Origin of the sequence: Pseudaminobacter soli (ex Li et al. 2025) (assembly GCF_029892515.1) — a bacterium.
Taxonomy (GTDB): domain Bacteria; phylum Pseudomonadota; class Alphaproteobacteria; order Rhizobiales; family Rhizobiaceae; genus Pseudaminobacter; species Pseudaminobacter soli_A.
Genome location: NZ_JARXVF010000001.1, coordinates 865,120 through 879,032 on the forward strand (window position 1 = coordinate 865,120; position 13,913 = coordinate 879,032).

A 13,913-nucleotide genomic window follows, 5' to 3' on the forward strand; every position below is an offset into this window, starting at 1 on the left:
GTGCCGCCGCGAGGACTTGGTATTCTGGGCTGACAAGCGGGAGGTCAGCATGACCCTCAATGCCAAGTTCAACGTGGTCGACATGGCAACCGTGCCCGTCGGCCTTCCTGCCAATTTGAACCACAGGCTTGCTTTCAGAGGGCTTTCAAGCTCGCGGCTGATTTCCGCCGACGTGCGCTATGGCCCGTCGCCCGCGGGCGGCAATGCCGATTTCGCAGCACCCACCCGGGTGACGAGCAATTGCCAGTGGACCGATGCCTACGCCATCGGCGTGCGTCTGCAGGATGAGCGCAGCGATGTCTTCGTCGACGGTCGGACCTATTCGCATTCCCGTCGGAAGGGCGAGACGCACTTGCTGTATTTGTCGGGCGTTGAGCAAATCGACTTCAACAGTCCCCGGCACACGTTTGAGACGATCCTGCCACGCAGCTTCATGCGTGAGATTGCGGACGATCTCGAAGTGCCGCATGTCACCCATCTTGGGCGAAGCTTCTACGACATCATCGACGATCCGGTTCTCCCGCGACTGGCCGGACGCATGCTGCCCTTTGTCGATGCGCCCGAAACGCTCGATCCGCTGTTTGCAGACCACTACATGTGGAGCCTCGGCATATATGTCTGCGCCCACTATGGCGACCTTGCGCCACGGCGGCGCGTGGTGGGGGGATTGAGCACCTGGCAGGAACGGCTGGCCAAGGAGGTGATCGAGACCCGTCTTGTCGGCGGGATTGGCCTTGCGGAACTCGCCGTGGTGTGCGGCTTGAGGGCCAGCCAGTTTGCCCATGCCTTCAAGCGCTCGACCGGCATGGCGCCTTATCAATGGCTGCAGTGGCGGCGCGTAGAGCTCGCCAAAAGTCTTCTTTCAAAGGGCCGCACTTCGCTCACGGATGTCGCGCTTGCATGCGGCTTTTCCGATCAAAGCCACCTCACCCGCTCCTTCGCCCGCCAGGTCGGCGCGACGCCTGGAGCTTGGCGGGCGACGCTTCATTGAAGCAGAGCCCAGGTGAACTACTTCCCGTCGCCAGGCGGCTTGTTGACAGGCGTCTTATTGACAAAGCTGAGCAGGTCGATCGGCAGCGGGAACACCACAGTCGACGAGCGCTCGCCAGAGATGTCGTGCAGCGCCTCGAAATAGCGCAACTGCATCGCCCGCGGCTCCTCGGCCAGCATCTTCCCGGCCTCGACCAATTTTTGCGCCGCCTGCTGTTCGCCGTCGGCATTGATCACCTTGGCGCGGCGCAGCCGCTCGGCCTCGGCCTGCTTGGCAATCGCCCGGACCATGCTCTCGTTGAGATCGACATGTTTGATCTCGACATTGGTCACCTTGATGCCCCAGGCGTCGGTCTGCTGGTCGAGAATTTCCTGAATGTCTGCGTTGAGCTTGTCGCGTTCGGCCAGCATCTCGTCGAGTTCATGCTTGCCAAGCACCGAGCGCACGGTCGTCTGCGCAAGCTGGCTGGTCGCGGCCATGTAGTCCTCGACCCTGATGATCGCGCGTTCGGGATCGACGATGCGGAAATAGAGCACCGCATTGACCTTCACCGAGACGTTGTCGCGCGAGATCACATCCTGCGGCGGCACGTCCTGCACCACCACGCGAAGATCGACCCTTACCATCTGCTGGACGAAGGGAATGAGGATGATCAGCCCCGGTCCCTTCACGCCCGTGAAGCGGCCCAGCGTGAAGACGACGCCACGCTCATATTCCCTCAGGATGCGGATCGTGGCGGACAGGAACATGGCAATAATGGCAGCGAGTACCAGATAGGCCACATAGACGATCATCATCGCGATGCTCCATTGCTTGTTTGCCCTGTCGCCCGGCGACGGACCATCAAGACGAGATCCTTGACACCCACCACCTCGGCGCTGTCTCCGGGAGCAAGAGGTTCGTCGGCTTTCGCCCGCCAGCGCTCGCCCTGCGCAAACACATGGCCCTCATCGCCCGACCAGTCGATGATCTCGACCGGCAACCCGTTCATCGCCTGCGCGCCGACGCGCGACGGCCTCTTGCGCGCCGCCCACAGATAGCTGCCCGACAGCAACGCCAGGCCGAGCGTCAAGGCGCCGGCAATGCCGATGACGAACCACGACATTTCAAATCCCGGCCCCCTCACCTTGAGCAGCATGGCAGCTCCCAGGAAGAACGCCGCGACACCGCCAAGGCCGAGCACGACCGTCGGATTGAAAGCCTCCATGACGAGGAAGGCGATGCCGAGCAGCATCAGCGCCAGGCCGGCATAGTTGATCGGCAAAAGGTCGAGCGCATAAAGCGCGAGCAACAGGGCCAAGGTGCCGATGACACCGGGCGCCACCATGCCGGGGTTCGAAAACTCGAAGACCAGGCCATAGACGCCCACCAGCAACAGGATGATTGCGACATTCGGATCGGTGATGACGGACAAAAGCCGGATCAGCGGGCCGGCTTCCAGCGTCTCATCCTTCACGTCCTTGGTCGCCAGCACTTCCTTCTTGCCGGCCACCTCAACCGTGCGCCCGTCCGCCTGTTGCAGCAGATCGGCAGGATCCCGGGCGATGATCTCGATGACGTGCTGCTGAAGGGCAGCCGTGGCCGAAAGGCTGGCCGCTTCACGCACTGCCTTTTCCGCCCAGTCGGCGTTGCGCCCGCGCAGTTCGGCCAATGAGCGGATGAAGGCGACCGCATCATTGGTCACCTTGGCCATCATCGCGTCGCTCGTCTTGGGCTCGGTCGCGTTCTTCTGGCCCTCGCCACCCTTGTTGTCGGCGGGGCCGGGCAAGGGTGATGGCGACCCGCCAAGCTCGACCGGCGTCGCTGCCCCAAGATTGGTGCCCGGTGCCATCGCAGCCAGATGGGTTGCATAGAGGATATAGGTGCCGGCACTTGCCGCATGGGCACCCGATGGCGCGACATAACCGATGACGGGAATGGGCGACGCCACGATATCGGCGATCATCTCGCGCATGGAGGTGGCGAGCCCGCCCGGCGTATTCATTTCGAGGATGACCACCTCGGCGTTGCGCTCCACCGCTGTCGCCAGGCCTTCCTTCAACTGCCGTGCGCTGGCCGGGCCGATGGCCCCGTCGATATCGATGGTCAACGCCAGCTTCGCCCGGCCGCTCTCCCCTCCGGTTGAGGAAAGGGGAGCAACGGCCGCAGCGGCCACGAAAGCCGCAGCAAAAAGGGCCATACGCGCGATTTTCACGCTAAAAGCTCCATATGCAAAGATATGGGCTCGATTTCGCGCAAATCCATGAGGCGACGTTTGCAGGCCTCGAACGGGCCAACGAGTGTCGTTACATCGGGATCAAGTGCCCTGGTGCGGCCGCGTCATGGCATGGCGGATATGCCGGACAAGTTCACGTGCCGCCGGGCTCAGCGGACGATCCGGCAAATGCAGCGTGATAGCAAAGGCGGGGAGATCGGGTAGGCCCGCCGCAGGACCCAGGATTTCGAGGTCAGCCGGCACCGTCGAGGACAGCCAAGCCGAAATCGCAAGATCCGCTCGGACCGTCGCCATGGTCGCGTCGAGAGTGCCGTTCTCGAAGACAGTCCGCCATTCTCTGCCTTGCTGTTCAAGGGCACTCAATACTGCCGGCTTGAACGCACATGTCTCCGCCACAAGCGAGACGGGCAGCGGGTTCTTCGTATGCGCCACCCCACCTCTGGTTCCGGCCCAGACCAGGCGGTCGACGGCGAGGCATTCACCCTTGGCGTTCGCGGCCGGCTCCTCCAGAACGCCGAAATCGAGCTCGCCGCGGGCAACATTTCGGGCAAGGGTTTCCGACGCCTCGCAGACCAGCGAAAGTTCCACCTGCGGGCATTCCTGTGCGAAAGCCTTGAGCGCCGGGGCAATCAAGGTGCCGACAAGGTCGTAAGGCACGCCGAAACGCGCAATGCCGTTGATCGCGCCACCCTGAATGTCGGTCCAGATCTCATCATTGAGCGCGAGCAGGCGGCCGGCCTTGTCGAGCAGTCTTTCGCCAAGAGGCGTCAGCCGCAGGCCGCGCCGCTCGCGAAAGAAAAGCGGAGCACCTACAAGCGCTTCCAGCCTGGCGACCTGCTGGCTGATGGCCCCTTGCGTCAGATGCAGGATCTGGCTCGCCGCCGTCATGCTGCGTTGCTCAGCCGCCGCCGTGAAGGCGCGCAGAAGAGCGATATCGATGTTTCTGACCATTGCTGCATTATGATTGCTAATTCCAAGGATTACCAACTTTAGATTTTGTATTGGCAGGAGCAGCGCTATCAGCCTTTCCAAAGGAGAGGCCGATGTCGCTGGAAACGCTTACCCCATTGTGTTTGTTTGCTCTGGTGTCCACCGGCAGCCCCGGTGGCGCGACCACCCTTGCCACCGCGTCGGGAGCGAGTTTTGGCTTGCGCGGTTCGGTGCCGCTGATTGCCGGCATCGCCGTCGGTCTTGCCACCATGGCAGGCGCAGCGGCCATGGGGCTTGCCGGCATTCTGCTTGCGATTCCGTCATTGCAGCTCGCCATGAACGCGGTGGGATCGATCTACCTGCTATGGTTGGCGTGGCAGATCGCGCATCGCGGACCTCCTCACCTCATGAAGGCGCAGGCTAGACCTCTGGGGTTCATTGCGGGTGTCTGGATGCTTTGGCACAATCCAAAGGGCTGGGCCATGACTGTCAGCGCCGCGGCTTCGTTTGCTTCGCTGGCGGACGAGCCCGTTCAACTGGGACTGTTGCTTGCCGCGACATTCGGCATTTTCGCGACTATCTCGCTGTCCATGTGGTGCGTTACCGGGCTATTGCTCGCGCGGCTCCTGCGCACCGACGGTCAGTGGCGGGCGCTCAACATTTCGCTCGCGGCCCTGCTTGCGGCATCCATCGTGCCGATCTGGCTCTAGGTGCGTGAGGCAACCCCGTATTCCAACGAGTTTGTGAATCTACGGCCGCACGAGACAGTCCGAGCGAATGCCGATGCCTATGGCGCTGTAACCGGTACGCGCCTCCGCCGTCGGCCATTGGTAACTTCCACGATGCCCTTGATATGGCGACCGACCGGCTTGAGCCCGCCATGGAAGAGGATCGCGTTGAAGTAGACGAAGGGGACCACAATCGCCATGGTCCGCAAGGGATAGTCGACGAAGGAATGGATCAGCACGAACAGCACGCCCAGGAACGCGGCTTTGTGGAAATGACTATGCCGCATGCGTAAGAGCTGCCTGCCGATCATCGCAACATATCCCGCAATCAGCAGCGCTGCCATCACTCCGCCCTCGAAGATCAGCTCCAGATAGTCATTGTGGGCGTGATTGGCGTACCGCTCGGAGATGGTCGATGGGGCTTCGTAGGCTTGGTAGGCCGCCGGAAAGTTTCCGTATCCAACGCCCAGGGCCCAGTTCTGCCTGATCCCTTGAAGCGTGGTCGCGGCAAGTTGCGCACGCGTCGCATCGGTGAAGTCACGCGCCTCGAAAACGAACCAGGTTCCCATGCCATAGACGCCCGCAACCACCGCCAAGGCCACAAGGCTGCCCACGCCTACGCGCGAGCGCGAAGCGAAGAAGACGACGGACAATACCAATGCAAGCAGCCCGATAACCGCGCCAGCACGCGATCCGGTCGCGAGCAGATCAAGCAAGACCAGGACGATCGCTGCGGCCGCCCACAGGCGTATGCCGGCGAATGTCACCAGATAGAGCAGAAAGGGCAGCGCTTCATAAAGCAGCGACGCGAAATGATTGCGGTTGGCGAAGAAACCGGCAGTGACCGTGAAGGGTAACAAGCCTTCGACCGTCACTCTCGCGGAGGCCGAGTATTGGACAAACCCGGCGACAGCATTGCAGGCTACGCCGGCGAGCATGAACGGCAGCAGCGCGTGAAGCTGCGGACCGGGCAGGCGCAGCAGGGCGACCAGCAAAATGGCCAGCACTGCAACATAGAGCAGCGTTTCGAGCGTCCGTCCGAGGCCCAGGCTGATGAATTCGAGGGTTCCAGCGGCCAGTCGGCCGCCCGAAAACACCTGATCGCGTAAGGGTCGGACCAGTGCTTCCGACACGGGCAGCAGTTGGACGATGATTGCCGTGAGAACCTGGCCGCAAAGCCAGAAGATCCGAACATCCACTGCCTCTCCCGAGCGAGCAGCCAGGATTGGTGTGGCCGCCAGCAGGATGAACAGCTGAAGTACCGTGTCGGTCCAGAGCCCGGGCGCTGCGCCTCCACCCAGCAGGGCTGCGGCGATGAAGCCAAGCCCAAGCAGGTATTTCGGCCACTCACCTTTCAACTTCAGCAAAATCCTCTTTCTCTATGTTCAGAGATTGAAAACGCACCCGCCCCGAATAGCGGTTCTGCCAGCTTTCGGAGATCACGCCGGTTGCCAGACCGATCTGCTGGAGGGCGCAGCCATCGACCACGAAACTGGCCTCGAGATCCTTTTCCCGATAGCTGCCCTCAGGGATGGGAAGGCGAAGCAGCTCCTTTCTCGGGTCCAGACAGACGACACGCCAATAGAGAGCGCGCGGAGCCCGCAGGTCGGAGGCATCGACCTTGGCGATGAGCCGGTAGCGGCCGGGTGCCAGGAGCAAGGTCTGGCGCAGCATGATGTCCTTGGCCGGCGCATTTAGAAATCGGATCGTTGCTCCTGGAAAGGGCGTCTCGTCCGTCAGGCTGATTTCGGCAGCACGGGTGTTGCGATACTGCCAGGAGAAGGCGCTCGAAGCCGATGCAGGCAGGAACGATGCGTTGTAGACGAAGCCGGCTAGCGCGTGCTCCTCGGGTGGCAGCGTGAAGCGAAACAGGCGATGGGCTTCCTCGTAGCGCTTCGCCGCGATGAAACCGCGGCTCACCATCCCGACCTCGCTCCGCTCGGGCGGGTGGTCGGAATCGGCGAGGTCCAGCAGCAGCCGATAGGCGATACCGAGCCCCTCCTCCTGCTGCGCGAGAGCGGACAGTATCCGGCCTCGCCACGGAGCACCGCCGCGCATCAGCTCGACGATGGCCGTATAGCCACCCTCATCCGCCAGGAGCCGCGGCAACAGGGGAGTGAAAACGCCGGCGCGCTTTGGCCATCTCCGCACCAAGACATCGATATGCGCAACCGCACCGGCATCGTCCCCGGTGTCGATGGTGCGCACCATCAGATGCTGCAGCGCATTGATCTCGGTGCGAGAAAGAAGGTGTGCCTGTCGAAAAAGACGATCCGCCTCCTCCTCTTCGCCCATGCGCATCCACGGCCGCGTCGACCAGCCTGCGCATCTGCTCGGCGTCCGTCACGTCGGTCGCCATCGCCGATGCATTGCCGCCGCGGGTATTGAGTTCATCCGCCAATGCCTTGATCCGCTCGGCGCGTCGGGCGCCCAGAACGACCAACGCGCCCTCGGCACTGAGATGCTTGGCTGTTGCTTCCCCCATGCCGCTGCTCGCTCCGGTGATCACCACGACCTTGCCTTCCAATCCTGTCGCCATGTTGCTTCTCCTGATCCGATCCGATCGACCAGGACGCCTGTCGAACACTGTATTCGGCACCGGCTGCGCCTGGACTTTTCGTTTTCCAGAGAACCAGATGGCAGGTCATCAGCGGTAGAATGAAGCTGCCCGATACATGCACGATCCTGCCAATTGTGGAAGAATCGTCCCGAATTTCACTTGGGCATGCTATGGTGCCGCCATGGACATCGCCCTTCTGCCAGAGCTCCAGCGCCTGATTGCTCGGCACGCGCCTGCGAACGCTGCGGCCTCTCGCGTATTGCCGAACGTCACGCTCATGATGGCTACCGAACCGACGCCGGCGGTTGCGGAGGTCACCGAGCCGACCTTCGCGCTGGTGGCGCGCGGCACCAAGCGCGTCGGCCTCGGCAACTGCGTATTCGATTACTCCACGGGCCAATACCTCGTCGTGTCGGTCGATCTCCCGCTGGAAGCCTATGTCGCCGAGGCAGCGGCGCAGGCGCCCTATCTGGGTCTCGGTTTCGGATTGCGGCCGGAGGCCATCGCATCCCTCCTGCTCGATGTCGGTGCCGGCCCGACCACACGAGCCGACCCACCGGGCATCGCCGTCAGCAACCTCACCGACGATCTGATCGACCCCGTGGTCCGGCTGCTGCGGCTCCTCGATCGCCCCGCCGACATCCCAGTCCTTGCCTCGGCGATCGAACGGGAAATCCTGTGGCGACTGATCAACGGCGCCCAGGGCGACATGGTGCGGCAGATCGGCCTGGCCGATAGCCGGATGGCACAGATCGGCCGCGCCATTCGCTGGCTGCGCGCACATTATGCCGAGACCATCCGGATCGAAGACCTCGCCGGGATCGCGGGAATGAGCGTGACCTCATTTCATCGACACTTCCGGGGCGTCACCTCCATGACGCCGATCCAGTACCAGAAGCAGCTACGGCTCCAGACAGCGCGGTCCCGTCTCATGGCCGAGGCCGCGGACGTTGCCGAAGTCGGGTTTTCCGTGGGCTACGACAGCCCCTCCCAGTTCAGCCGCGAGTATCGGCGGCAATTCGGACAATCACCCGGCCGCGACGGTCGCGGGCTTCGGCAATTTCGGGCAGGGTCTGAAAGCTAGCCCTCGGTACGAGCACTTCCATCCCGGCCGTGACGAATTTCAAAACGTGAATCGAGAACGGTAGTCTTGCGGTGTCACCGATAACAGGCGCAGGAAGCTGCGGCGCATGGTTTCCTCGGAACCGAAGCCGCAACGCTGTGCGATCCGTTTGACCGGTGTGCGCGACTCCGAAAGCAGACGCCGCGCCGCCTCCAGCCTCAGCCGTTCGATGGCGCGAGCCGGCGTTTGCCCGGTTGCCTCCGCATAGTGTCGGCTGAAACTGCGCTCACTCATGCCTGCCTGATCGGCCAGCACCGAAAGCGAAAGATCGTCATTAAGATGACGGTTGATCCAATCATGGAGCGCGCCGAACTTATCGTCCGCGGCTTGCAAGGCCAGAGCGGCGCTGAATTGCGCCTGTCCCCCGGGACGTTTGAGGAAGACAACCATGAAGCGGGCTACGGCAAGCGCCATTGCGCGGCCGAGATCCTCCTCCACTAGCGCCAGCGCGAGATCGATCCCCGCGGTCACGCCAGCCGAGGTCCACACCCGACCGTCGCACACGAAGATCGGATCAGGTTCGACCCGCACGGCGGGAAAGCGTTGAGCCAGCCTGGCACAATCCTTCCAGTGGGTCACCGCGCGACGTCCGTCCAATAAACCTGCGGCGGCAAGCAGGAACGCGCCGGTGCAGACAGACGCGACGCGACGCGCCTGCGTCGCCCGTCGTTGCAGCCAATCGACCAGTTCCGGATTTGCAGCGGCCGCCTCCACCCCCTGCCCACCGGCAACGAGCAAAGTATCCAGCGCTTCGCTGCCTTGGCTGAGCGGACCTGCCGCCAGCGTCACCCCTGCCGAGGAGACGACGCCTTGGTCGCCTTGCGTCACGAGCTTGAGCCGATAGGGCGGCGTACCTCCGGCGTTGGCGACGAGATCGTTGGCGGAGGCGAACACCTGGATAGGCCCAGTGACATCGAGCAGTTGCACCGCCGGGAAGGTGAGCACCTCGATGGTCCGAATGACGTTTGGCGAGAAGCGAGGGGTCTTTGGCATCTCAGCCAAACTATGCGCGGCTAGTTTGGCCTTGTCCACCGCTGACTTCGGACTTGGAGATGACCATGATCCCGCATGACACGCATTTGCATATCGGCTCGCTCTTGTTCGAGGGCGTCGATCAGATCGACCTGACCGGACCGTTCGAGGTCCTGTCGCGCATCCCGAACTCGACCTATCGCATCTACGGGAAGGCCATGGCACCCGTTCGCGATGTGAAAGGATTGCGGCTCACGCCGGACGCTACCCTCGCCGAAGCGCCGCCGCTGGATGTCCTTCATATCCCGGGCGGCCATGGCCAGGAGGCCCTGATGGACGACGCCCAGGTGCTGAATTGGATCCGCCGGCAGGCGTCAGGCGCATGCAGCATCTTCTCGGTGTGCACGGGCGCCCTGATCTGCGGTGCTGCGGGCCTGCTCAAGGGACGCCGGGCGACGACCCACTGGGCGTCGCTTCACCTGCTACCCTATTTCGGCGCGACCCCGGTCAACGAGCGCGTCGTGGTGGATGGTGCCTGGATCTTTGCCGCGGGCGTCACAGCCGGCATCGACGGCGCCTTGCGCCTCGCCGCGGAGCTGCGCAGCGACGAGGTCGCGCAAGCCATCCAGCTTCATATCGCCTATGCGCCGGAACCGCCCTTCGACAGCGGTACGCCCGAGACGGCACTGCCCGCGATCCTGGAACAGGCGCGCCGATCGGTACGGACCATCACGGTGCAGCGCGAGCAAACGGCACGGCGCATCGCCGCCAAACTCGGCATCGCCGTTTCGGCCGCGGGCAGAGAATGACCTCGCCGGCGCGACCCTCGTTTGGCGAGAATCGAGGGTTGAATGCCGCCCCCGCCAAAGACTGCTGCCCTAGATAGAGATGACAGATCACCCCCAACTGGGAGTAACTCAGATGACAAGCTTTCCCGTTCTCACCCTTGAAACCGCCCCTGAGCGCTCGAAGCCGGCGCTGCGGCAGTTGCAGTCCGCTTTCGGCCTGATCCCGAACATCGCCGGCGCGATGGCGACCTCTCCGGTTCTGGTCAACAGCCTCGTCGGCCTGTTCGGCAATGTGCACGGCGGCAGCTTCACCGAAGCGCAGGTCCAGATCGTTTTGCTCACCGACGCGGTGACCAATCGCAGCGCGTGGGCCGTGGCATTCCATACGACTCTGGCGCTCAAGGAAGGCATCGATCCGGCGGACGTCCAGGCCATCCGTGAGGGTCGTCTGCCGAAGGACAGCAAATACGCGGCGCTGTCAGGCCTGGCGAAGACGATGATCGAAAAGCGCGGACATCTCAACGACGAGGACATCAACCGATTCCTCGCGGCCGGGTTCGGCAAGGATCACCTCCTGGAAGTGATCGCCGCGGTCGCCGCCTCGACGATCACGAACTACACCGGCAGCATCACCAAGCCGCCCCTCGAAGCGCCGTTTCAGGCACACGCTTGGAAGGGTTGAGATATCCGATCTCTGGCACGGCAACCGCCTGGTTGCCGTGCCTTGCTTGGGCCGTCGTCCAAACGTCAGAGCGAGGCCAGTCTTTCCCTCAGGCGACCAGCGGCGAAGTCCAGGAAGACCCGCATCTTCGATGGAAGTGCGCCTCGGACAGCGTGCATCAAGTGTATAGGGAGCGGCTCAACCTCAAAGTCCGCCAGGACGATGCGCAGCGATCCGTCGCGCACGGCGTCGGCGCATTGGTAGTGGAGCACCCGAACCAGGCCAAGGCCTTGCGCCGCGGCCCAGACCGCCGCCTCTGCGGTGGAGACAGAGAGACGCGGCCGGATTGGCACCTCGACGCTTCCCTGCCCGTCCCTTCGACTGAACGACCAGGTCGAGCCCGGTGACAGGAAATCGAAATTAACGGTCGGCAGATCGGCCAGATCCTTGGGATGCTCGGGGTTGCCGTGCGCAGCGAGCAGTTTCGGGCTGGCACACACAACCGTCCGCATTGAACCGACGCGCGTGGCCACCATGATGCTGTCCGGCAAGGTGCCAATGCGCACCGCCATGTCGACGTGATCGTCGAGCAGGTGAAGGTTGCGATCTGTTAGCACCAGCCGGACGTTGATTTCCGGATAGGCGGCCAGGAACTCGGCGATGACTGGGAGGACGTGCAGGCGGCCGAACAAGATCGGCGCCGTCACGACCAACTCGCCGCGCGGCGCATGGAATTCACCGGCGGCGAAGCGCTCGGTCTCATCCAGCTCGTCGAGGATGCGTCTGGCCGAGGCCACATAGGCGGAGCCGGCATCGGTCATTGCAATCTTGCGGGTCGTGCGGGTCAGGAGCTTGGCGCCCAGATGGGTCTCCAGCTCGCTCACCTTCCGGCTCACGGTCGCCAAGGGCACGCCCAGGCTCCGGCTGGCGGACGAGAAGCTTCCTGTGTCGACCACGCGCAGCAGGATCGTCATGGCCTCGAAACGGTCCATGATTATTCCAGACTTTGAGAACACCTTTCCCAAACATATAGAATTATCTCCCTGGGTGGAAACACTTAGCTTTAATGGTGCGCGAACGGCTCCGGCTTCGCGCCCCACAGAGGAGAAAAAGCCATGTCCCGCCTGACCATCCCAGCCCGTGACGATGTCCCAGAGGGCTCCAAACCGATCCTGGACGCCGTCCACAAGCAGCTTGGCGTCGTCCCCAACATGTTTCGCCTGATCGCCACCAGCCCTGCCGCGCTGCAAGGCTTCACCGGCAACAACGCCGCGCTTGCCAGGACGCTCGACGTCAAGACGCGCGAGCGGATCGCGCTGGCCGTAGCCCAGGTGAACGGCTGCGACTACTGCCTGTCGGCGCACAGCTATCTCGGCCTGAACCTGGCGAAGGTCACGCCGGACGAGATCGCCCTCAATCGCAAAGGCGAATCGGGTGACGCAAAGGCGGATGCAGCCGTGCGCTTCGCCGCCAAGGCCGTTCGCGAGCGCGGCCATGTCAGCGATGGCGATATCAAGGCGGTGCGCGACGCCGGCTTCTCCGACGCTCAGATCGTAGAAATCATCGCCGTCACGGCCGAGAACGTCTTCACCAACCTGCTCAACGTTATCGCGCAGACCGACATCGACTTCCCGGTCGTCCACGCTGCCAAGGCTGCCTGACGCCAAGCGCGGGTTGGCGGGTCGTTTCGGCCGCCAGCCCGCTCCCTCTCACCCGGAGGAGCCCGACCAATGTCCTATAAATTCCTCGACATCGCCTCGACGCCGGCGGTCCGAGCGGCACAGGTGGCGATGGGCAGCGATCACGTTTGGCAGGACTTCAAGGGCGATCGGCAGTTCGACAGGTTCTCGCCCGATGAGGCCTCCTTCATCGCCCGGCGCGACAGCTTCTACATGGCGACTGTCTCGGAGACCGGCTGGCCCTACATCCAGCACCGCGGCGGGCCGCCCGGCTTCGTGAAGGTCGTGGACGACAAGACCCTGGCCTTCACTGACTACCGCGGCAATCGGCAGTATATTAGCGTCGGTAACCTTGGGGTCGACGATCGCGCCGCCCTGATCCTGATGGACTATGCCCATAGAGCACGGCTCAAGATCTTGGCACATGTCGAGGTCGTATCGCTCGACGCCGATCCGGACCTTGCGGCGCTCGTTTTGGTGCCGGGCTACAAGGCCAGGCCCGAACGTATCCTGCGGCTGCACCTCGATGCGTTCGACTGGAACTGCCCGCAGCACATCACTCCACGGTTCACCGAGGCGGAAATCGCCGAGGCCGTCCAGCCGCTGCGCGACCGCCTGGTCACACTCGAAGCCGAAAACGCCGAATTGCGAGCCAAACTCACCGCCATGAAAGGAGTTGAATGATGGAAACCGAACGCCCTCCGCTGCCGCCGTTCACGACGGTCGAAGCTGCGGTCCGGAAGGTTCGTCTTGCGGAAGACGCCTGGAACACGCGTGATCCCGAGCGCGTCGCCCTAGCCTACACACCAGACAGCCAGTGGCGCAATCGCGCGGAATTCCTTGAGGGCCGCCCAGCGATCGTCGCTTTTCTCAGCCGCAAATGGAACAGGGAGCTCGACTATCGGCTCATCAAGGAGCTGTGGGCATTCCGCGAAAACCGGCTGGCGGTCCGCTTTGCCTATGAATGGCATGACGACAGCGGCAACTGGTTTCGGTCCTATGGGAACGAGCTTTGGGAGTTCGACGAACGCGGTCTGATGCGCCGTCGCGTCGCCAGCATTAACGACGCCCCGATCCGTGAGACCGACCGGAAGTACCACTGGCCTTTGGGGCGGCGGCCGGACGACCATCCATCGCTGAGCGATCTCGGGCTGTAGACGCTACACGGGCAGCATCACCAAGCCGCCCCTCGAAGCGCCGTTTCAGGCACACGCTTGGCAGGGTTGAGACATCCGGTCTTTGGCACGGCAACCGCCTGGTTGCCGT

Annotated in this window: 15 protein-coding genes and 1 pseudogene; 8 read left to right on the forward strand and 8 right to left on the reverse strand. The window is 63.1% G+C overall.

Features of this window, described 5'->3' with window-relative positions:
- Positions 1–49 precede the first annotated feature (49 nt).
- The gene (locus tag M2281_RS04150; protein WP_280819832.1) at positions 50–991 is read left to right on the forward strand and encodes a helix-turn-helix domain-containing protein; all 942 of its coding nucleotides are present in this window, start codon (positions 50–52) and stop codon (positions 989–991) included.
- Positions 992–1,008: 17 nt separating this feature from the next.
- Here M2281_RS04150 and M2281_RS04155 read toward each other — a convergent pair whose 3' ends face one another.
- From M2281_RS04155 to M2281_RS04165, 3 genes are all read right to left on the reverse strand, one after another.
- A complete protein-coding gene (locus M2281_RS04155; protein WP_280819833.1) occupies positions 1,009–1,788 on the reverse strand; it encodes a slipin family protein in 780 nt (259 codons plus the stop codon).
- Positions 1,785–3,185 carry an NfeD family protein gene (locus M2281_RS04160; RefSeq protein ID WP_280819834.1) on the reverse strand — a complete coding sequence of 467 codons (1,401 nt, stop codon included), beginning with the start codon at positions 3,183–3,185 and terminating at the stop codon, positions 1,785–1,787. Before M2281_RS04160 ends, M2281_RS04155 begins: the two co-directional genes overlap by 4 nt.
- A 102-nt stretch (positions 3,186–3,287) precedes the next feature.
- Positions 3,288–4,157 (reverse strand): LysR family transcriptional regulator, encoded by an 870-nt coding sequence (locus M2281_RS04165; protein ID WP_280819835.1) that lies wholly within the window; start codon positions 4,155–4,157, stop codon positions 3,288–3,290.
- A 92-nt stretch (positions 4,158–4,249) separates the two neighbouring features.
- On the opposite strand from M2281_RS04165, the gene M2281_RS04170 reads away from it, so the two are divergent.
- The gene (locus tag M2281_RS04170) at positions 4,250–4,846 is read left to right on the forward strand and encodes a LysE family translocator (protein ID WP_280819836.1); all 597 of its coding nucleotides are present in this window, start codon (positions 4,250–4,252) and stop codon (positions 4,844–4,846) included.
- 77 nt (positions 4,847–4,923) lie between these two features.
- Here the strand turns inward: M2281_RS04170 and M2281_RS04175 are convergent, their stop codons facing one another.
- The 3 genes and pseudogenes from M2281_RS04175 to M2281_RS04185 all read right to left on the reverse strand — a co-directional run.
- Entirely contained in the window at positions 4,924–6,231 is a 1,308-nt protein-coding gene (locus tag M2281_RS04175) for an O-antigen ligase family protein (protein ID WP_280819837.1), read from the reverse strand.
- Entirely contained in the window at positions 6,212–7,159 is a 948-nt protein-coding gene (locus M2281_RS04180) for a hypothetical protein (protein WP_280821182.1), read from the reverse strand. Before M2281_RS04180 ends, M2281_RS04175 begins: the two co-directional genes overlap by 20 nt.
- A pseudogene (locus M2281_RS04185) lies at positions 7,152–7,403 on the reverse strand (SDR family oxidoreductase); the annotation flags it as partial. The gene M2281_RS04180 and the pseudogene M2281_RS04185, both read right to left, overlap by 8 nt.
- A 202-nt stretch (positions 7,404–7,605) precedes the next feature.
- Here M2281_RS04185 and M2281_RS04190 point away from each other — a divergent pair.
- On the forward strand, positions 7,606–8,508 hold the full coding sequence (locus tag M2281_RS04190) for an AraC family transcriptional regulator (protein WP_280819838.1): 903 nt from the start codon (positions 7,606–7,608) through the stop codon (positions 8,506–8,508).
- A gap of 39 nt (positions 8,509–8,547) precedes the next feature.
- On the opposite strand, the gene M2281_RS04195 is transcribed toward M2281_RS04190, so the two are convergent.
- Positions 8,548–9,540: a GlxA family transcriptional regulator gene (locus tag M2281_RS04195; protein WP_280821107.1), complete on the reverse strand. Its 993-nt coding sequence runs from the start codon at positions 9,538–9,540 to the stop codon at positions 8,548–8,550.
- A 65-nt stretch (positions 9,541–9,605) separates the two neighbouring features.
- On the opposite strand from M2281_RS04195, the gene M2281_RS04200 reads away from it, so the two are divergent.
- The gene (locus M2281_RS04200; RefSeq protein ID WP_280821108.1) at positions 9,606–10,328 is read left to right on the forward strand and encodes a DJ-1/PfpI family protein; all 723 of its coding nucleotides are present in this window, start codon (positions 9,606–9,608) and stop codon (positions 10,326–10,328) included.
- A 112-nt stretch (positions 10,329–10,440) separates the two neighbouring features.
- A complete protein-coding gene (locus tag M2281_RS04205) occupies positions 10,441–10,989 on the forward strand; it encodes a carboxymuconolactone decarboxylase family protein (RefSeq protein ID WP_280819839.1) in 549 nt (182 codons plus the stop codon).
- Positions 10,990–11,054: 65 nt separating this feature from the next.
- Here the strand turns inward: M2281_RS04205 and M2281_RS04210 are convergent, their stop codons facing one another.
- The gene (locus M2281_RS04210; RefSeq protein ID WP_280819840.1) at positions 11,055–11,960 is read right to left on the reverse strand and encodes a LysR family transcriptional regulator; all 906 of its coding nucleotides are present in this window, start codon (positions 11,958–11,960) and stop codon (positions 11,055–11,057) included.
- 123 nt (positions 11,961–12,083) lie between these two features.
- Between M2281_RS04210 and M2281_RS04215 the strand changes: the two genes are divergently transcribed.
- The 3 genes from M2281_RS04215 to M2281_RS04225 all read left to right on the forward strand — a co-directional run bounded on the left by M2281_RS04215 (position 12,084) and on the right by M2281_RS04225 (position 13,804).
- Positions 12,084–12,629, forward strand: coding sequence for a carboxymuconolactone decarboxylase family protein (locus tag M2281_RS04215; protein ID WP_280819841.1), 546 nt, complete (start codon positions 12,084–12,086; stop codon positions 12,627–12,629).
- Between the two features lie 69 nt (positions 12,630–12,698).
- Positions 12,699–13,331, forward strand: coding sequence for a pyridoxamine 5'-phosphate oxidase family protein (locus M2281_RS04220; RefSeq protein WP_280819842.1), 633 nt, complete (start codon positions 12,699–12,701; stop codon positions 13,329–13,331).
- Positions 13,331–13,804 carry a nuclear transport factor 2 family protein gene (locus M2281_RS04225; RefSeq protein WP_280821109.1) on the forward strand — a complete coding sequence of 158 codons (474 nt, stop codon included), beginning with the start codon at positions 13,331–13,333 and terminating at the stop codon, positions 13,802–13,804. The genes M2281_RS04220 and M2281_RS04225 overlap by 1 nt, the downstream gene beginning before the upstream one ends.
- The last annotated feature ends 109 nt before the right edge of the window (positions 13,805–13,913 follow it).